Here is a 17,322-nt window from a genome sequence, read left to right on the forward strand (position 1 = left end):
TTCGGATGAGAGTCTTTCAGGTCGAAAACGCGTGGTCCGACGACAACCTGCGCATCGGCGAGCGCCCCGAGCCCACTGCCGGCCCCGGCGAAGTCAGGCTCAGGATGCTCGCCTCCGCGCTCAATTATCGCGACCTGCTGGTGCCGCGGCGCGGCTACGGATCACGCATGCAGGCCCTGCCGCTGATCATGCTCAGCGATGGCGTAGGGCGGATCGACCAGGTCGGTAGTGGCGTTGATGCATTCCACCTCGGCGATCGTGTCTGCCCGCTGTTCTACTCGACCTGGCCCGACGGCGAGCCGAGCGCGGAGCACATGGCGCGCAGCCTCGGCTGCGAAAGCGACGGCACCATGGCCGAGTACATGGTCGTCCCGGCCTCGACGATCGCCCACGTCCCCGCGCACCTCGACGACACCGAGGCCGCCACCCTGCCCACGGCCGCCGTCACCGCGTGGCGCGCGCTCGTCACGGAAGGGCGGGTGAAGGCCGGCGACACGGTGCTGGTCCAGGGCACCGGCGGCGTCTCCCTGTTCGCGCTGCAGTTCGCCAAACTGCTCGGCGCGCGGGTCGTCTGCACCTCGTCCAGCGACGAGAAGCTCGAACGCGTCCGCGAAATGGGCGCCGACGTCACCATCAACTACCGCTCGACGCCCGAATGGGGCCGCGTCGCGCGCGACGCAGCGGGCGGCGGTGGCGTCGACCATGTGATCGAGGTCGGCGGGCAGGGCACGCTGACGCAATCCCTGCGCGCGGTGCGGCCGGGCGGCGCGATCAGCTTGATCGGCGTGCTGGGCGGTTCCGTCATGGACGCGCCGCTGGGGCTGGTCGTCACGCGCCACGTCCGCCTGCAGGGCATCACCGTCGGCAACCGCGAGGATTTCCTCGCGATGTCGCGCGCGATCGCACACAGCGGCATGCGCCCCGTCGTCGACCGCAGCTTCCCGTTCGAGGAGCTGCGCGAGGCCATGCAGTACCTGGCCAGCGGCCGCCATTTCGGCAAGATCTGCATTCGGCACTGACAGCACAGGATATTTCATGCACATCTGGGTCGACGCCGACGCCTGCCCCGGCGTCATCAAGGAAATCCTCTTCCGCGCCGCGGAGCGCACCAAACGCCCGCTCACCCTGGTCGCCAACCAGTATCTGCGCATTCCAGCGTCGCCGCAGGTCCGGATGATCCAGGTCCCGGGCGGCCTGGACGAGGCCGACAAATACATCGCCGCGCACGTGCAGGCCGGGGACCTCGTCATCACCGCCGACATCCCGCTCGCCGCCGCAATCGTCGAAAAGGACGCTCACGCGCTGTCGCCGCGCGGCGAACTCTACGGCAAGGAAAACATCCGCCAACTGCTCGACATGCGCAACTTCATGGACACCTTGCGCAGCACCGGCGTGGACACCGGCGGTCCGGCGGCATTCAGCGCAGGGGACCGACAGGCGTTTGCGAACCGGCTGGATCGCCTGTTGAGGTAGCGCCCCTCGAGTACGCCGACGCGTCGTCGCTTCCCGCATAGGCTGGCCCAATTGCGCAGCAACGAGCCGCATACGCATTTGGCTGGCCGACGCACGCGCGAACAATCAAAGTCATTTCCCACAAAGATCGACCCGATGACCGCACTCTCATCCGTTCCGGAACTATTGGCACAACTTCAGTCCCGCGAACCCTTGCTATGGCTGAATCCACGGCTTGGGCAGCCCCTGCCGTCCTCAGCTCCGTCGACGGCGCTGATCGCGGCGGCCGAGGCTCGCCTTGCGCGCTTCGCACCGCTCATGGCGACCCTGTTTCCCGAACTGGCGTCGAGCAACGGCCACATCGAATCGCAACTGATGCCGGCCGCTGCGCTTCAAGGCGCACTGGCCGACCGGGCCGATGGCGCGTGGTTCATCAAGCGCGACGACGAGCTGCCGGTCGCCGGCTCCATCAAGGCTCGCGGCGGCTTTCATGAAGTGCTGAGCCTTGCCGAATCCATCGCGCTTGAGCACGGCCTCCTCGATGCGGCAGATGATCCGCGAGTCCTGGCCTCGTCGGCGGCGCGCGCACTCTTCTCGCAATACTCGGTTGGCGTAGGCAGCACCGGCAACCTGGGCCTGAGCATTGGCGTGATGGCGGCTGCGCTCGGATTCGACGCCGTGGTGCACATGTCGGCGGACGCCAAGGCGTGGAAGAAGGAGCGCCTGCGCAAACGTGGCGTGCGCGTCGTCGAGCACGAGGGCGACTACGCCGAAGCCGTGGCGGCGGGGCGGGCGCAGGCGCTGGCGGCACCGCGCAGTCATTTCGTCGACGACGAACGTTCCGCCATGCTCTTTTTCGGGTATGCCGCGGCGGCACGTCATCTGGCGCGCCAACTCGCTGCAGCGGACCGCGTCGTGGACGCCGCACACCCGCTCTTCGTCTATCTCCCCTGCGGTGTCGGCGGCGCCCCCGGCGGCATCACCTACGGGCTCAAGGCGCTGTTCGGCGAACACGTGCACTGCTTCTTCGCCGAGCCCGTCGCCTCGCCCTGCATGCTGGTGCAACTCGCCTCGGGCGGAGACGCCCCCGTATCCGTCTACGAAATCGGCCTCGACAACCGCACCGAAGCGGACGGCCTCGCGGTCGGCCAGGCTTCGGAACTGGTCAGCCCCCTGATGGCGTCGCAACTCGCCGGGGTGTTCACCGTCCCCGACGATCAGCTCTACGTGCATCTGCTTGCGCTGAAGACCTCGATGGGCGTGGAGATCGAGCCCTCGGCCGCCGCCGGCATCGGCGGGCCGGGCTGGCTTGGCAATTCCCCCGCCGGGCAGGCGTACATGCGCGAACACGGAGTGAATATGTCTGCCGTGACGCATGTGATTTGGGCGACGGGCGGCTCACTCGTTCCATCCGAGGAGCTTCGTCGGTTTCAGGCGCGGGCCGAAACGCTGATGAACACTGTTCGACTAATCTGATCGTCGGCATCCCGGCCGCGCGGGCGTGCTCACGGGGTGCGCAGCTGCGCGGCCGGAAACTCCTTCTGCCAAAGGCGCGTGCCCGCGGCATTCCATACGGCGACGCGCAGCAAGCGCGCGCCGGCCGGCCCGGAAAACTCAAGCGTGCAGAAATTGCGCTGTGTAATCAGCGTCCCGGGAACCTCCCGCACCGGGAACGGGCGGGGATGCACGCGCGAGGTCAGCGGCGAGCAGGTCAGCTCGGTCAGCGGGTAGGTGCCGGGACGCTCGCGCTCGGTCAGGTGGGTGTAGTGGATATCGCCCGAGAGGAAGAAAACGCCGTCAATGCGCTGTGCAGCGAGCCAGTCGAGGAAGGCCGGCCGCTCCTGCGGGAAATTGTGCCAGCCCTCGCCTCCGAGTGTCTTCGGTGAGGGGCGGTCGCTGAGCATGCGGCTGCCATTGGCGACCAGCTTGAAGGTGGCGCGCGAATCGCGCAGCGCGGCCTTCAGCCACTCGAGCTGCGCCGCGCCCAACATCGTCCGCGCCGAGTCCGCGGCCGCATCGTCGTCGCGGTGGAAGCGGTCGTCGAGCAGGAACAGCTCGACATCTCCGAGCGGCACCCGGGCGAAGATGCCGGGGACGCCGGGCAGTCCGTAGCCGGGGTTCGCCCAGTAGTCCTTGAACAGCTCAAGCGTCGTCGCCTTGAGCGCGAAGTCGCGGTTGGAATTGTCCGGGCCGTAGTCGTGGTCGTCCCAGATGGCGACGTGCTGACCGGTGCGCAGCAGCCGCTGCAGCGGCGCAAAGCCGCGGGTGGCCGCCCAGCGTCGGTGCATGCGTGCTGCGGCCTCGTTTGCGGGCGCGAAGTCGTCGTCGCGGTAATAAATGCTGTCGCCCAGCCACAGCATCACGTCGGGTTGCTGCGCGGCGACGGCATCGAAGATCTCGAAGCCGCCGCCGAAGGGGTTCTGCGTGACCTCGTAAGGGGAGTCGGGGACGTAGCTGCACGAACCCGTGGCGATGAGCAAGTCGCGCGGCGCGGCCGGATTCGCGGGCGCCGTGGTGAACGCAGGCAACTCTTCGAGTTCGACCGGGCTTCCGTCGAGCAGCACGCGGTAGGCGTAGCGGGTGGCGGCCTGCAGGCCGTCGAGTTCGACGCGCGCGGTGTGGCCGCGCTCCGGGCTCACGGTGACCGGCGCGCTGTGCCGCACCGCGTCGGGCTGACCGTGCGGCCAGTATTCGAGCTGCACCTGCGCAGGGGCGTCGGTCATCAGCCACACGCCGACGCGCGTGGCCGTCGCCGGTCCGGCCATCGGCCCGCCGGCCAGGGTGGCCGCATCGGAACCGGCCGCGTTCAGCGCGAGCAGCAGCCAGGGTAGCGCCAGACGGCGAAGGGCGAGATTACCGAAGACCATTGTGCCGCATGCCTCAATCAAGCTCCTGCGAGTTGCGAAATCCGTATCCGATGACGGCAATTCCAGCACGCATTGCATGTGCTCCGCCAGCACGACCCGTTCGACCAAGACAAACGGTTGTCGGCCGCCGGGGACTTTCGATTTATTGCGTCACACTATTGACGAAAATGAGAGGAAAAATGTATCGTTTGTAAAAGCTACTGTTGGAAGTCAAACAAATGGACCAAGGCTTTCGCTCTCCTGCATGCAACGGCGACCGTGCGCTTCGCCTCGTCGAAGCCGAGGCGCGGGTGGTCGCGATCGAGGGGAACGTCGCCTGGCTTCAGCCGGAGCACCGCAGCGGTTGCGGCGCGTGTGCATCGGCCTCGCTGTGCGGCGCTGCGACGCTTGCGCGCGCTGCGGGGGGCGGCAGGGCAGGGCACCTGGCGGCCCGCTGTGTTCCCGTTGCCGCCGACCGGCTTGCCGTGGGTGACCGGATCATCCTTGGTCTGCGCGACGATGCGCTCGCGCGCGCGGCGCTGACCGCGTATGCGCTACCGTTGGCAGTCATGTTGGGCGCGGCACTTGTGGCGGAAACGGCAGGGGGCGGCGAATCGATGATCGCCCTTGCGATGGCGGGCGGGCTGGGGGTCGGCCTTGCTCTGGCGCGGTGGGCGGGCGCGCGGGCGGCAGAGGGGCCGCGGGTGCTGCGCCACGCGGGCGCGCTTTCCGGTAATTCCGGCAGCCGGGAGGGCGCGGCATGAACGAATACCTGCTGCTTCTCCTGTCGACCGCACTCATCAACAACGTGGTGCTGGTGAAGTTCCTCGGCCTGTGTCCGACGATGGGGGTTTCGAAGAGCGTCGATGCCGCGCTCGGGATGGGGCTCGCGACGACTTTCGTGATCACGCTTGCCGCGGCCGCGAGCTGGATGCTCGAGCACTGGCTGCTGGCACCGTTCGATCTCGGCTTCCTGCGCATCCTCAGCTTCATCCTCGTCATCGCCGCCGCGGTGCAGTTCACCGAGATGGCAATCCGCAAGACGAGTCCGGCGCTGTACGAGAGCCTCGGTATCTACCTGCCACTGATCACGACGAACTGCGCGGTGCTGGGTGTCGCGCTGCTGAACGTGCAGCAGGGCTACGGCTTCCTCAAGAGCGTGCTGTTCGGCTTCGGCTCGGCGCTCGGTTTCACGATCGTGCTGCTCATCTTCGCCGGACTGCGCGAACGCCTCGCGCTCGCAACGGTGCCGGCTGCTTTCTCGGGGGCGCCGGCGGCCTTCATCACGATCAGCCTGTTGAGCCTCGCCTTCATGGGCTTTTCCGGACTCATCCCCGCCTGAGGAGATCACATCATGCTTGCCGCCGTCCTCAGTCTCACGATCCTCGGTGCGGTGCTTGGCGCCGTGCTCGGTATCGCCAACCGCTTCTTCCATGTGGAGGGCAATCCGCTCGTCGAGGAGATCGAGGCGCTGATGCCCGGCTCGAACTGCGGCCAGTGCGGCTTTCCCGGCTGTGCCGGTGCCGCTGCGGCGATCGCGGCGGGCGAGGCTTCGCCGGCCTGCTGCCCGCCCGGCGGGCGCTCGCTGGCGGTGACCATCGCGCAGCGCCTGGGCGTGAGCGTCGAGCTTGGCGGCGCGGACGATCCGGGGCCGCTGGTTGCGGACATCGACGAGTCGATCTGCATCGGGTGCACGCGCTGCATCCGCGCTTGCCCGACTGACGCGATCCTGGGCGGGCCCAAGCAGATCCACAACGTGCTGCGCGACGCCTGCAGCGGCTGCGCGCAATGCATCGACCAATGCCCGACCGAGGCGATGGTGATGCAGCCCGTGCCGGTCACGCTGCAGCAGTGGTTCTGGCCGAAACCGGCGTTGCAGGGCTGAGGAGGGGACGGACATGGGTATTCTCGATCGATTCCTGCGCGCGGCGCATTTCAGCGGTGGTGTGCATCCCGACGACCACAAGCGTCCGGCCGCGGACGCGCCGCTGCGGGTGATGCCGCCGCCGGCCCGCGTGTACGTGCCGCTGGTGCAGCACATCGGCAGCCCCGCGCGCGCCGTCGTCGCCGTCGGCGATCTCGTGAAAATGGGACAGCGTATCGGCGAGCCGCAGGGGGCCGTGTCGGCAGCGATCCATGCGTCGACGTCGGGGCGCGTGGTCGCGATCGGCGACATCGTCGCGCCGCATCCGTCCGGCTTGCCGGTGCGGGGGATCACGATCGAAAGCGATTGCCGCGACGAGTGGTGCGAACTGGAAGCCTGCGACGATCCGTTCGCGCTCGACCCGGCGGAGATCGGCCGGCGCGTGGCGCAGGCGGGCGTGGTCGGATTGGGCGGCGCCGCGTTTCCGTCGGCGGTGAAGCTCTCGGGCGGGCTCGGCGCGCGCGTCGAGCTGTTGATCATCAACGCGAGCGAGTGCGAGCCCTTCCTGTCCTGCGACGATCGCCTGATGCGCGACCGTGCCGCGGAGGCCGTCGATGGCATCGCGATCATGCTGCACGCGACGGGCGCGCGCGAGGCGCGGATCGGCATCGAGGACAACAAGCCGGAAGCGATCGCGGCGATGCGGGCGGCCGTGGCCGGGCAGGCGCGCATCCGCGTCGAGGTGATTCCGACGCGCTATCCGATGGGCTCGGAAAAGCATCTCATCCTCGTGCTGACCGGGCGCGAGGTGCCGGCCGAGGGGCGTCCGTCCGACATCGGCGTCGTCGTGCATAACGTCGGTACCGCGGTGGCGGTGCGGAACGCAGTCCGGTTCGGGCGTCCGCTGGTGTCGCGCATCGTCACGTTGAATGGCGCCTGCGTGCGCGAGCCGGGGAACGTCGAAGTACCCATCGGCACGCTCGCCGGAGAGGTGCTCGCCTTCTGCGGCGGCATGCGCGGCGACCACGATGGCCCTGCGCGCCTGCTGCTGGGCGGACCGATGACCGGCATGCAGGTGCCGACGCTCGAAGTCCCGGTGATCAAGGGCACGGGCGGAATCCTGGTGCTCGATGCTGCGGAGGTCGGGGAGGGCGACGGCGGTCCGTGCATCCGCTGCGGCGATTGCATGCGCGCCTGCCCGGTCGGCCTGCTGCCGCTGGAGATCGCCGCGCGGGTGCGTGCGGGCGAGGTCGACAAGGCCGCGGGCTTCGGCCTCGCGGACTGCATCGCCTGCGGATGCTGCGCCTATGTGTGTCCCTCGCGCATCCCGCTCGTGCAGTATTTCCACCATGCGAAGGGGGAACTCGCGGCGCGGGCGCGCGGCACGCAGCGCAATGAGACGATCCGCACCCTCACGCGGGCGAAGGCGGACCGGATCGAGCGCGACGAACGCGAGAAGGCCGAGGCGCTCGCCCGGCGCACGGCCGCATCCCTGGCGGCCGCATCCGAGGCGTCCGCGGCCGTGGAGAAGGCAGCCGCCGGCACGAACGAGGAATCCGGAGCCTGCGCATGAGCGGCCGCGAACTTTTCATGGCCGCGCCGGCTCCGCATGCGCATGTCGGGGCCGACGTCGGGCGCACGATGCGCCGCGTGCAACTCGCGCTGCTGCCCGCCACCCTGTTCGGGTTCTGGATTTTCGGCTGGCCGGCGGTGAATCTGTTCGTGATCACGGTCGGGGCTTCGCTGCTCACGGAAGTCTTCTGCGAGCGCCTGCGCGGCTGCGAGAGCCGGTTGTGGGACGGTTCGGCACTGCTCACCGGCTGGCTGCTCGCGCTCTCCCTGCCGCCGTGGGCGCCGGCCTGGATCGGCGCGCTCGGCGGCTTCATCGCCATCGCCATCGGCAAGCAGGTGTACGGCGGGCTCGGGCAGAATCTCTTCAATCCGGCGATGGTGGCGCGCGTGGCGCTGCTCGTGTCCTTTCCGGTGGTGATGACGCATTGGGTGGCGCCGCTGCCGCTGGGGTCGGAGGGCGCGCCGGGTTTCATAGAAGGGCTGCGCATCACGCTCGGGGTGGTGCCAGTGCCCGATGCGGTGACCTCGGCCTCGCTCCTCGGCCATGCCAAGACCGAGCTGTCGCGGGGCATGGATCTCGCGCAGGCGCTCGACGCGGCCGGCGGCACGCTTTCGGCATGGCACGGTGCCCGTCCGGGCAGCCTCGGCGAGACCGGTGCCTTGCTGCTGCTTCTGGGCGGACTCTACCTGCTGGTGCGCGGCGTGATCCGCTGGCACATCCCAGTCGCCGTATTCGCGGGACTCGCGCTGCCTGCCGCGGTGGCGCACGCGATCGATCCGAGCCACTACCTTCCCGCCACGACGCATCTCGCCTCAGGCGCCGTCGTGCTGGGCGCCTTCTTCATCGCGACCGACTACGTCACGTCGCCGAATACGGCCTCCGGGCAGCTGCTCTACGGACTGGGCATCGGTCTGCTGACCTGGATCATCCGCAGCTGGGGGGGCTATCCGGAAGGGATCGCCTTCGCGGTGCTGCTGTTCAATGCGCTGACGCCGGTCATCGACCGCTACTGCCGGCCGCGGATCATGGGGCGGACGCGGCGCGGTGCGCCGATCCGGGCCACGCAAGGGAGTGCCGAATGACTGCTCCGGAGACACCGCGCGGTATCGCCGCGATCCGCGAGCGGCTCGGCTATCAGCCCGTCCTGCTCGCCGTGGCAGCCCTGCTGGCGGGTGCTGCGCTGACGTGGGCGCATGGCGCGACGAAGGCGCCCATTGCGGCCGCCGAAGCGAGCGACCTGCGTACCACGCTCGCGCAGGTCATGCCCGAGGGTTTCGCCGACAACGACCTGTTGGCGGACGTGGTCGAGGTCGACGGCGCGCGCGGGCCGGTGCGGGTGCACGTCGCCCGGCGCGCGGGCGCTCCGGTCGGCGCGGTCTTCCGCATGGCGGAGCGCGGCTACGCCGGCGAGGTGGCGCTGCTGATGGCCGTCGATGCGGACGGGCGCGTACTCGGCGTGCGCGTGCTGAAGCATGCCGAGACGCCGGGACTGGGCGACAAGATCGACCGCGCGAAGTCGGCGTGGATCGACGGTTTCACCGGCAAGTCGCTCGCCGAGCCGACGCCGGCGCAGTGGGCGGTGAAGAAGGACGGGGGCGTGTTCGACGCCTTCGCCGGCGCCACGATCACGCCGCGCGCGGTGGTGAAGGCGGTCCGCGCCGGGCTGGAATTCTTCTCGGCGCAGCGCGCCGAAATCCTGGGAGGTCGCTCATGAGTCACGCACGCATCCTGCGCGAGGGGTTGTGGGGGAACAACGTCGTGTTCTCCCAGATGCTCGCGCTGTGCCCGACCATGGCGGTGACGACCACCGGCACCAATGCCCTCGCGATGGGGCTGGCGACGACCGCGGTGCTGGTGGTGTCGAACATGCTCGTTTCGATGATCCGCAACGTCGTCAGCACGCAGGTGCGCATCCCGGTCTTCGTCGTGCTGATCGCGACGCTGGTGACGATCGTCGATCTGGCGCTGAACGCGTGGGCGCACGAGTTGTACAAGGTGCTGGGACTCTTCATCGCGCTGATCGTCGTCAACTGCGCGATCCTCGGGCGCGCGGAGGCGTTCGCGAGCAAGAACGGCGTCGCTGCTTCGGCCGTCGATGGCCTGGCGACCGGGCTCGGCTTTACGCTGGCCCTGACGGTGATCGGCCTGATCCGCGAGCTGTTCGGCGCCGGGACGCTGTTCGCGCAGGCGAGCCTGCTGCTCGGGCCGAGCTTCGCGTTCCTCGAGATGCGTGTGCCGGCCTATGAGGGTGCCTTGCTGATGATCCTGCCGCCCGGCGGTTTCGCCGTGCTCGGCTTGCTGCTCGCGGCGAAGCGCGTGTTCGAGGGGCGGCGGCGTGCGGACGCGGCAGCGTCCGTGTCCGTGGCGACAAGCTGAGGGAGGTCGTCGATGCAGATCGTGGTCGCTTATTCCGAGCCGGGGCAGCAGGTATCGCTGAAGGTCGAGCTGCCCGAAGGCAGCAGCGTGCAGGCTGCCATCGAACGTTCGGGCGTTCTCGGGCTCTTCCCGCACATCGACCTGACGAAGCAGAAGGTCGGCGTCTACGCGCGCGTCGTCAAGCTCGACGCCGCCCTCAAGGACGGCGACCGGGTCGAGATCTACCGTCCGATCATCTGCGATCCGAAAGCCGTGCCAACGCGCAAGTCGCGCAACAACGCGGAAGCGTCGGCAAGCGAGGCCTGAGCGGCGGGCTGTCGATCCCCCGGGTTTCAGGCGAGCACGGCCATCGTCTCCGGTGTGCGGCGATCGAGCGGTCGGCCGACGGTCAGGGCCTTGCGGAGGTCGACCTCCATCGCGTTGAAGGGCGAGTCGCCGAGCACGCCCAGTCCATCCAGTAGCTTGGTGAAGAAGGCCCGCCCGGCGGACGTTGCGACGATGTCGAAGATTTCCGCGTCGCTCAGGCCGCAGGCGCGCAGTTCATCGATGTCGGCCTGTGTGACGGTGGTGGCGTCCCGTGCCACCTTGCGCGAGAAGGCGATCATCGCGCGCTCGGCGACGCTCAATCCCGGCGCGTCGGCGCCCTCGGCCATCGCCTGTACCTCGGCCGCCGGGAAGAAGCGGGTGAGGGCCTTGCCGTGGGCCAGCGCGCAGGCGCTGTTGCGCAGCTCATGCGCGGCGGCGAAGGTCACGAGCTCGAAGCGGCGGGCGTCCATCGGGCGGCGGATCTCCGCGAGCAGGCGACCCCAGCGCGCGAGCACTTCGGGGCGGTGGCTGAACACCTTGGCGTAGTTGGGAACGTAACCCCATGACGCTTGCTGGCGCTCGTACATCGCGTGCACTTCTTCCTGCGCGTCGTCGGCGGCGATGGTCTCGATGAAGGCCATGACGTGTCTCCTTACACGGTGTAGTGGGCGAGCTGCACTTCCTCGCCGAGATCGGCGTAGTCGCCGGCCGCGCGTCTTGCCCGAAACTCGCCCCAGTTGATGGCGCGGTAGCGGGCGGGATGTGCGGCGTCGACGGTGCTCTGCAGCGGTGCGTAGTCGGTGGCGTAGGCGGGGCAGTAGAAGAAGGGGGCGCTGTAGCGCGGCTTGCTCGTGTTCGTGAGCACGCGGTGCAGGGCGGCGCGGTAGCGGTCGTTCGACCAGACCTGCACGACGTCGCCGATGTTGACCACGAGGGCGGCCGCGAGCGGCTCGACGAGGTGCCAGTGCCCGTCGCGGAACACTTCCAGGCCGGGCTGTTCGTCCTGCAGCAAGACGGTGAGGGCGCCGGAGTCGGTGTGGTGGTTGACGCCCAGGTAGCCGTGTTCGGGCGTGAGCACGCCTTCGGGGCGCGCCGGCGCCGGGCAGGGCGGGTAATGGTTCAGGCGCACGAAGCTCGTCTGCAAGGCGCCGAAGGCGGGGCGAAGATGCCCCGGCGCCATCCCCAGATTCACGCCGATCGCGTCGATGAGGCGTGCAGCGAGCGCCGCGCAGGCGGCGTAGTAGCGGCGCACGGCGAGTTCGAAACCGGGGAGCCCGTCGGGCCACTGCGGGCGCTGCCGCGCGCCGTCGGGCGGCCCGAAATCGAAGATCTCCTTCCAGTCGCGGGTGTTCTTGGTCAGCTCACGGTCGAAGAAGCCCCACGGATTGTCCGCGCTGCGGGCGACGCGCTGCTTGTCCGCCGCGGGCAGCGCGAAGAAGCGATGCGCGGCGTCGAACAGGTCGCGAAGCAGGTGGTCGTCGATGCCGTGGGCGGTGACCTGGAAGAAGCCCCACTCGCGGCACGCGCGGTCGAGCGCGCGCAGGGTCGCGGGGTCGTCGAGCCGCGTCAGGTCGAGGACGGGTACATGCATGGCGTTCATGTCGGTGATCCTTCGCCTCAGGCCGTTTTGCGCGGCTGCAGCCACTTGGGGAACAGGCTGTAGGGGTCGATATCGACGCTCGTGTCGTAGTCGATCGCGCCTGCCGCGAGCCGCCGCTGCAGCGAGCCGTCGCGCACGGCATCGAAGAGTTCGGTGCATCCGCCGATGTGCTCGCCGCCCATGTAGATTTGCGGGATGGTCGGGCTGCCGGTACGCTGCGCCAGCACGGCGCGGATCTTTCCGCCCATGTCGTCGGCCTGGTATGCGACCGAATCCAGATCGACGCTGCGATACGCGATCCCCATGCGCTTGAAGAGCTTGCGCACGGACCAGCAGAACTCGCACCATTCCAGTGCGAAGAGCAGCACCGGCTCGTCGCGCACAAGGGTCGTGACCATGGCGTCTGCCGCGGGATCTGGTGCATGCATGGGCCGGACCGGCCGGGACACGGCCGGACAGGCCGCGGGGCTGTCGAAGCGGTAACCCGGGGTGGAGCGGGAGAGTTCGATCTCCGCCTCGTCCATCTCCTCGCCGATGCCCTCGAAGAGCGGTGTCGACAGGTAGCGTTCGCCGGTGTCCGGCAGCATGCACACGATGTTGCTCCCGACGGGTGCGCGACGCGCGACCGCGAGGGCGGCCGCGAGCGTCGCGCCGCCCGAGGTGCCGACGAAGATGCCTTCGAGGCGGGCGAGTGCGCGGGCCGTGCGGATGGCGTCGTCGCCCGCGACCGGGACGATCTCGTCGACGAGGTTTTCGGCGACGGCCGATTCGGTCAGCCGCGACACGAAATCGGGGCTCCAGCCCTGCATCAGGTGCGGGCGGAACTTGGGATGGCTGCCCGAGGGCGCACCGTCGGCCGTTCGCGGCTGCGCGATGCCGCTCGCGAGGACCGGCGAGTTGTCCGGCTCGGCGGCCACGATGCGCGTGGGGGCGCCTGCGCCCTTCAGGCCGCGAGCGACGCCGAGCAGGGTGCCGCCGGTGCCGAAGCCGGAGACGAAGTAGTCGAGGGGTTCGTCGCAGAAGTCGTCGAGCAGCTCGCGGGCGGTCGTGCGGGTATGGACTTCGGCATTGGCGTCGTTCTCGAACTGGCGGCACAGGTAGTAGCCGTGCGCCCGGGCCAGTTCCACCGCCTTGTTGAGCATGCCGGTTCCTTTTTCGGACGCGGGCGTCAGCACCACCTTGGCGCCGAGGAAGCGCAGCATCTTGCGCCGTTCGATGCTGAAGTTCTCTGCCATCACAATCACCAGCGGGTAGCCGCGCTGCGCGCACACCATCGCCAGGCCGATACCGGTATTGCCGCTGGTCGCCTCGATCACGGTCTGGCCGGGCTTGAGTTCGCCGCTGCGTTCGGCCTGCTCGATCACCGCGAGGGCCATGCGGTCCTTGACCGAGCCCATGGGGTTGAAGGACTCGACCTTGACGTACAGCTTGACGCACTCCGGCGCCAGTTTCCGGATGCGGACGAGCGGCGTGCGCCCGATCGTCTGCAGGATGTTGTCGTACTTTGCCATCGCTCTCTCCTCGCCAGTGGGGCCCTTGATGGAGGCCATGCTGGCGGGGCATCGATGGAGCGAGCGTTGGAACGAGCGTGGTTTTTGCGGGGAAGGGGCGCGCAGGCTGCCGGCCTGCTTGTAGTGTCTGCTGCGGCTCCTATAGTGGGGATTATCAGCAGTTTTCCCCACGCGCATGGCCCAGCTCGAACTCAGATTCCTCGGTGAATTCGGCGTGATCCGCGATGGCCTGGCCTTGCCCCTGCCGCCGTCGAAGAAGACCCGCGCCTTGCTCGCCTACCTGAGCCTGCATGGCAGGCGGCTGCGGCGCGAGAGTCTGTGCGAGCTGCTGTGGGAGGTTCCCGACGACCCGCGCGGTTCGCTGCGCTGGAGCCTGTCGAAACTGCGCCGCCTGCTGGAGGATGGCGATCGCGAGCGCATCCGCGCCGACCGCAGCCATGTCGAAATCGACCTGGAAGGCATCGACGTGGATGCCGTGCGCCTTCAGGCCCTGGCGGCTGGCGACCCGGGGCGGCTGCCTACCGAGGCACTGGAGCGCGCGGCGGCCGATTACGCGGGCACCTTCCTCGAGGGCCTGGAGTTTTCCGATTTCCACAACTTCCACGCGTGGTGCATCGCCGAGCGCGAGCGCACCACGCGGGCGCAGACGGCCGTGCTGCGGGAGCTGGTGCGCCGCCTTGCCGGCGAACCGGAGCGTGCGCTCGTGCATGCTCGCGCATTGGTATGCCTGTCACCCTATGACGAGGCGGCGCGCGCGGCGCTGGTTCGCCTGCTGCTGGCGGCCCAGCACATCGACGAAGCGGACCGTCAGTTCCAGCTCGGCCTGCGCATGCTCAAGGAGGCGGGCATCACCGCCACCGGCGCCTTGCGCGAGGCACGGCAGGCGGGTGCCGGTCCGCCCGATGCGGCAGCCGCTGCGCCGGCCGTGGTCGCATCCGTCCGCGCCGCCGGTCCGGCAGCCGGGGATCGGCGGCTCGTCGGACGGCGCGAGGAGCAGCAGGCGCTCGCGGCCGCGTGGGAAGACGCGGTGGCGGGCCAGGCGGGAGTGGTCCTGCTGCGAGGGGAGCCGGGACTGGGCAAGTCCTGCCTGCTCGACTGTATGCGCACCCGCGTGCGCGCCGAGGGCGGACTGGTGCTGTCCGCCTGCGCCTTCGAGGCCGACCAGATCCGGCCCTTCGCGCTGTGGATGGAAGCGCTCCGTGCCGGCCTGCCGGAAACCGCCGAGAGCGTATTCGGCAGCGGCATCGCGCAGAACCGCGAGTCCCTGCTCGCGCGCATCGGCGAGCTGGTTGCCGGCGAGGCGGGGCGGCGACCGGTCATGCTGCAGTTCGACGATGTGCATTGGGCAGACGAATCCAGCGTTGCGGCCCTTCACTACGTGCTGCGCCTGAACCGGGAGCGGCCGGTCCTCGCGGTCCTGGCGGTCCGCGAATCGGAGATGCGCGACAACGTCGCGCTGCAACAGGCCTTGCGCAGCCTGCGTCGCGAGGGGACGCTGCACGAGCTGCGCCTGGGGCCGATGCCGGCCGAAGACATCGAGGCGCTCGTGCGCATCAGGGCGGCCGGTGCGGACGGCGCGCGCCTGAGCCGGGAATGCGGCGGCAATCCGCTGCTGGCGCTGGAACTCGCCCGTGCGGAGGCCGACGGCGGCGGGGAAGCGGGCGGTTCGATCCTCGAGCTGGTGCAGGAGCGCCTGGCGCGCTTCGACCCCGATGGCGCCGACGTGCTGCGCTGGGCAGCTGTGCTGGGCTGCGTCGTGAATGTTCCCGCCCTGCTGAGCGTCAGCGGACTGGACGGGAACGTGGTCAGCCGCGCGCTGGAGGAGGCGGCGCGGCAGGCCGTCCTCGTGTCCGGCGAGCGCGACCTGCGCTTTGCCCATGAGCTGATCGTGCGTGCGATCTACACCGACATCTCGCCAGTACGCCGGCAGATCATGCATCGCAAGGTGGCCAGCTGGCTCGAGCAGGAGGAGCGCTTCGAGCTTTCGCGCGCAGCCGACCTCGCCCATCACGCGTCCCTGAGCGGGGATGCCGGTCTCGCGGCGCGGGCGATGGTGTCGGCGGGCAGGCTGTGCCTGAGGTTCTTTGCCAATGAGGACGCCCAATCCCTGGCGCGCAAGGGGCTGCAACTGGCCGAGCAATTGCCGGCGGCCGAACAGGTGCGTGTCGTCATCGACCTGCACGACGTGATGCTATCGGCGGCTCCCCTGCAGGACTGGGAGGGCGAGGCGGAGCGCTACACCCGCCTGGCCGAATGCGCGCTCGACCACGGCGAGTCGGCGCACGCACGGCGCGCCTACTACATGGCGGCCTCCGTGCGCTGGCAGCATGGCCAGTGGGCGGAGGCTCGCGAGCAGTCGCTGCAGTCCGAGCGGGTCGCACGCAGCGGCGGCGAACACGAGCACACCATCGGCCTGGCCGAGACCGCGCGCTGCCTGGTCTTGCTGGAGCGGGATCTCTCGCAAGCCGATGCGATGCTGATGGAAGCCCAGGCCCGCGCCCAGCGCGGACAGTTCGCCCACCATGCGATTCCCGCAGGGATCGGCATGCTGCGCTTCTACGAGAACCGCATGGACGAGGCGGAGGAACTGCTCAAGCACGCCCGCACCCTGTGCAAGTGGGCCGGTGATCGCCTTGTCGAGTACCAGGTGGACGAGTATCTCGCGATGATCGACATCCAGCGCGGCCGTTTCGAGGACGCCACGCGGCGTTGCCAGGATTTGGTGACGCTCGGGAACAAAATTCGCGACGGCAGCGAGGCGCCCTTCGCACGTGCCTTGCTCGGCCTGTGCATGTTTGCGCTGGACGACGATCCGGTTGCACTGGATGCGGCGCTGGTGGATCTGCGGCTCGCCGACGCCAAGCATCGCCTCGCGTATGCACAGACGCGCGCGGCTATGCTGGACTGCCAGCGCGGTCGGCACGAGCGCGGCGCGCTGCGGGCGACGGAGGCGCTCGGGTGCGCAGAAGTGCTCGAGCGGGCGACGGAGATGCTGCTGGCGCATGCCGTGCTGGCGCAATGCTGTCGCGCCGAGGGCGAGGATGCGCCGGCGCTCCTGCATGCCGAAGCGGTAGCGAAGCTGCACGCCGCGGGCGTGGCCGCGTGGGCGGAGGACATCGCCCGGCGCGTGACCGGACCAGCGGAGGCCGGGGATGGTTGAGGTGTTTCTGGAACGGGATTTCTTTCCGCCGGTGAGCCACGCGGACCTCCAGGCGGCATGGAGCGGCGGCATCGGCTGCTTCGACCTGCATCGTGTCGAATGGCGCGGCAGCCTGCTCTCGCTGGACGGTTGCAGATTGGTCTGCAACTTCCGCGCGCCGGATGCGGAATCCGCCCGGATCGCCCTGCGCAGCGGCGGCGCCGACATCCGTCGCCTGTGGCCCGGGACCGTGCATGATGCGCCGAAGCTCGGACGGTTCAGCGCGGAATCCGCGAACGTGATCGTGCGCCGCTCCTTTGCCCAGCCGGTCGAGGTCGCTGACCTCCAGGCGAGAGAAAATGCGGCAGCCTGGTGCCTCGACGTGCGCCACGTGAAATTCGTGCGCACGTATTTCTCGTTGGACCGCACCCGCATGCTGTGCCTCTACCGCGCGCCCGACGCCGAATCGGTACGCGAAGCGCAGCGCATCGCCGCCATGCCGATGGACGACGTCTGGGGTTTTTCCGCGCTGCTGCCCGAAGCCTGAGGGCACGCTCGGCTGCCGCGCGCAGATTCCACGCGGCCTGTCCCCCCGCTGCTGCAAATACCACGGCCGTTCTCACGCTGTTTCCAACGTCGTGGGCGGAAAGTCCGT

17 protein-coding genes are annotated in these 17,322 nt (G+C 69.1%); 13 read left to right on the forward strand and 4 right to left on the reverse strand.

Annotation, left to right across the window (positions count from 1 at the left end):
• Nucleotides 1–5 precede the first annotated feature (5 nt).
• The 3 genes from ToN1_RS20785 to ToN1_RS20795 all read left to right on the forward strand — a co-directional run bounded on the left by ToN1_RS20785 (nt 6) and on the right by ToN1_RS20795 (nt 2,928).
• Complete coding sequence (locus ToN1_RS20785) at nt 6–1,019, forward strand: zinc-dependent alcohol dehydrogenase family protein (RefSeq protein ID WP_169206432.1); 1,014 nt, start codon at nt 6–8, stop codon at nt 1,017–1,019.
• A gap of 16 nt (nt 1,020–1,035) precedes the next feature.
• The gene (locus ToN1_RS20790) at nt 1,036–1,473 is read left to right on the forward strand and encodes a YaiI/YqxD family protein (RefSeq protein WP_169206431.1); all 438 of its coding nucleotides are present in this window, start codon (nt 1,036–1,038) and stop codon (nt 1,471–1,473) included.
• Nucleotides 1,474–1,608: 135 nt separating this feature from the next.
• On the forward strand, nt 1,609–2,928 hold the full coding sequence (locus tag ToN1_RS20795) for a D-serine ammonia-lyase (protein WP_169206430.1): 1,320 nt from the start codon (nt 1,609–1,611) through the stop codon (nt 2,926–2,928).
• A 29-nt stretch (nt 2,929–2,957) separates the two neighbouring features.
• Here the strand turns inward: ToN1_RS20795 and ToN1_RS20800 are convergent, their stop codons facing one another.
• Nucleotides 2,958–4,319 (reverse strand): alkaline phosphatase D family protein, encoded by a 1,362-nt coding sequence (locus ToN1_RS20800; RefSeq protein WP_169206429.1) that lies wholly within the window; start codon nt 4,317–4,319, stop codon nt 2,958–2,960.
• A 218-nt stretch (nt 4,320–4,537) separates the two neighbouring features.
• Between ToN1_RS20800 and ToN1_RS20805 the strand changes: the two genes are divergently transcribed.
• From ToN1_RS20805 to ToN1_RS20840, 8 genes are read left to right on the forward strand one after another with little or no spacing between them, the layout of a single operon-like run.
• Nucleotides 4,538–5,062 carry a SoxR reducing system RseC family protein gene (locus tag ToN1_RS20805; protein WP_210147880.1) on the forward strand — a complete coding sequence of 175 codons (525 nt, stop codon included), beginning with the start codon at nt 4,538–4,540 and terminating at the stop codon, nt 5,060–5,062.
• On the forward strand, nt 5,059–5,640 hold the full coding sequence (rsxA, locus tag ToN1_RS20810) for an electron transport complex subunit RsxA (RefSeq protein WP_169208565.1): 582 nt from the start codon (nt 5,059–5,061) through the stop codon (nt 5,638–5,640). The genes ToN1_RS20805 and rsxA overlap by 4 nt, the downstream gene beginning before the upstream one ends.
• A gap of 12 nt (nt 5,641–5,652) precedes the next feature.
• Nucleotides 5,653–6,183: an RnfABCDGE type electron transport complex subunit B gene (locus ToN1_RS20815; protein WP_169208566.1), complete on the forward strand. Its 531-nt coding sequence runs from the start codon at nt 5,653–5,655 to the stop codon at nt 6,181–6,183.
• A gap of 13 nt (nt 6,184–6,196) precedes the next feature.
• A complete protein-coding gene (gene rsxC / locus ToN1_RS20820) occupies nt 6,197–7,735 on the forward strand; it encodes an electron transport complex subunit RsxC (RefSeq protein ID WP_169208567.1) in 1,539 nt (512 codons plus the stop codon).
• Nucleotides 7,732–8,817: an RnfABCDGE type electron transport complex subunit D gene (locus ToN1_RS20825; protein WP_169208568.1), complete on the forward strand. Its 1,086-nt coding sequence runs from the start codon at nt 7,732–7,734 to the stop codon at nt 8,815–8,817. Before rsxC ends, ToN1_RS20825 begins: the two co-directional genes overlap by 4 nt.
• The gene (rsxG, locus tag ToN1_RS20830) at nt 8,814–9,449 is read left to right on the forward strand and encodes an electron transport complex subunit RsxG (RefSeq protein WP_169208569.1); all 636 of its coding nucleotides are present in this window, start codon (nt 8,814–8,816) and stop codon (nt 9,447–9,449) included. The genes ToN1_RS20825 and rsxG overlap by 4 nt, the downstream gene beginning before the upstream one ends.
• Complete coding sequence (locus tag ToN1_RS20835) at nt 9,446–10,111, forward strand: electron transport complex subunit E (protein WP_169208570.1); 666 nt, start codon at nt 9,446–9,448, stop codon at nt 10,109–10,111. Before rsxG ends, ToN1_RS20835 begins: the two co-directional genes overlap by 4 nt.
• Nucleotides 10,112–10,123: 12 nt before the next feature.
• Nucleotides 10,124–10,417 (forward strand): RnfH family protein, encoded by a 294-nt coding sequence (locus tag ToN1_RS20840; RefSeq protein WP_169208571.1) that lies wholly within the window; start codon nt 10,124–10,126, stop codon nt 10,415–10,417.
• Between the two features lie 26 nt (nt 10,418–10,443).
• Here the strand turns inward: ToN1_RS20840 and ToN1_RS20845 are convergent, their stop codons facing one another.
• The 3 genes from ToN1_RS20845 to cysK are packed head-to-tail and all read right to left on the reverse strand — an operon-like array spanning nt 10,444 to nt 13,528.
• Nucleotides 10,444–11,058 (reverse strand): carboxymuconolactone decarboxylase family protein, encoded by a 615-nt coding sequence (locus tag ToN1_RS20845; protein WP_169208572.1) that lies wholly within the window; start codon nt 11,056–11,058, stop codon nt 10,444–10,446.
• An 11-nt stretch (nt 11,059–11,069) separates the two neighbouring features.
• Nucleotides 11,070–12,017 carry an isopenicillin N synthase family dioxygenase gene (locus ToN1_RS20850; protein ID WP_169208573.1) on the reverse strand — a complete coding sequence of 316 codons (948 nt, stop codon included), beginning with the start codon at nt 12,015–12,017 and terminating at the stop codon, nt 11,070–11,072.
• A gap of 17 nt (nt 12,018–12,034) precedes the next feature.
• Nucleotides 12,035–13,528 carry a cysteine synthase A gene (gene cysK / locus ToN1_RS20855; RefSeq protein WP_169208574.1) on the reverse strand — a complete coding sequence of 498 codons (1,494 nt, stop codon included), beginning with the start codon at nt 13,526–13,528 and terminating at the stop codon, nt 12,035–12,037.
• A 175-nt stretch (nt 13,529–13,703) separates the two neighbouring features.
• Between cysK and ToN1_RS20860 the strand changes: the two genes are divergently transcribed.
• Nucleotides 13,704–16,688: an ATP-binding protein gene (locus tag ToN1_RS20860; RefSeq protein ID WP_169208575.1), complete on the forward strand. Its 2,985-nt coding sequence runs from the start codon at nt 13,704–13,706 to the stop codon at nt 16,686–16,688.
• Nucleotides 16,681–17,214, forward strand: a complete 534-nt coding sequence (locus ToN1_RS20865; protein ID WP_169208576.1) for a nickel-binding protein — start codon at nt 16,681–16,683, stop codon at nt 17,212–17,214. Before ToN1_RS20860 ends, ToN1_RS20865 begins: the two co-directional genes overlap by 8 nt.
• Nucleotides 17,215–17,322: the final 108 nt, after the last annotated feature.

The organism is Aromatoleum petrolei, from assembly GCF_017894385.1.
Classification (GTDB): Bacteria; Pseudomonadota; Gammaproteobacteria; order Burkholderiales; family Rhodocyclaceae; genus Aromatoleum; species Aromatoleum petrolei.

What these genes read in the sequence shown, in the direction of transcription:
- ToN1_RS20860 (WP_169208575.1), top strand. Translation starts at nt 13,704, where the DNA reads ATGGCCCAGCTCGAACTCAGATTCCTCGGTGAATTCGGCGTGATCCGC.
- ToN1_RS20785 (WP_169206432.1), top strand. Translation starts at nt 6, where the DNA reads ATGAGAGTCTTTCAGGTCGAAAACGCGTGGTCCGACGACAACCTGCGC.
- ToN1_RS20825 (WP_169208568.1), top strand. Translation starts at nt 7,732, where the DNA reads ATGAGCGGCCGCGAACTTTTCATGGCCGCGCCGGCTCCGCATGCGCAT.
- ToN1_RS20805 (WP_210147880.1), top strand. Translation starts at nt 4,538, where the DNA reads ATGGACCAAGGCTTTCGCTCTCCTGCATGCAACGGCGACCGTGCGCTT.
- ToN1_RS20845 (WP_169208572.1), bottom strand. Translation starts at nt 11,058, where the DNA reads ATGGCCTTCATCGAGACCATCGCCGCCGACGACGCGCAGGAAGAAGTG.
- ToN1_RS20800 (WP_169206429.1), bottom strand. Translation starts at nt 4,319, where the DNA reads ATGGTCTTCGGTAATCTCGCCCTTCGCCGTCTGGCGCTACCCTGGCTG.
- rsxG (WP_169208569.1), top strand. Translation starts at nt 8,814, where the DNA reads ATGACTGCTCCGGAGACACCGCGCGGTATCGCCGCGATCCGCGAGCGG.
- ToN1_RS20840 (WP_169208571.1), top strand. Translation starts at nt 10,124, where the DNA reads ATGCAGATCGTGGTCGCTTATTCCGAGCCGGGGCAGCAGGTATCGCTG.
- ToN1_RS20790 (WP_169206431.1), top strand. Translation starts at nt 1,036, where the DNA reads ATGCACATCTGGGTCGACGCCGACGCCTGCCCCGGCGTCATCAAGGAA.
- ToN1_RS20795 (WP_169206430.1), top strand. Translation starts at nt 1,609, where the DNA reads ATGACCGCACTCTCATCCGTTCCGGAACTATTGGCACAACTTCAGTCC.
- rsxC (WP_169208567.1), top strand. Translation starts at nt 6,197, where the DNA reads ATGGGTATTCTCGATCGATTCCTGCGCGCGGCGCATTTCAGCGGTGGT.
- cysK (WP_169208574.1), bottom strand. Translation starts at nt 13,528, where the DNA reads ATGGCAAAGTACGACAACATCCTGCAGACGATCGGGCGCACGCCGCTC.
- ToN1_RS20835 (WP_169208570.1), top strand. Translation starts at nt 9,446, where the DNA reads ATGAGTCACGCACGCATCCTGCGCGAGGGGTTGTGGGGGAACAACGTC.
- ToN1_RS20865 (WP_169208576.1), top strand. Translation starts at nt 16,681, where the DNA reads ATGGTTGAGGTGTTTCTGGAACGGGATTTCTTTCCGCCGGTGAGCCAC.
- ToN1_RS20850 (WP_169208573.1), bottom strand. Translation starts at nt 12,017, where the DNA reads ATGAACGCCATGCATGTACCCGTCCTCGACCTGACGCGGCTCGACGAC.
- rsxA (WP_169208565.1), top strand. Translation starts at nt 5,059, where the DNA reads ATGAACGAATACCTGCTGCTTCTCCTGTCGACCGCACTCATCAACAAC.
- ToN1_RS20815 (WP_169208566.1), top strand. Translation starts at nt 5,653, where the DNA reads ATGCTTGCCGCCGTCCTCAGTCTCACGATCCTCGGTGCGGTGCTTGGC.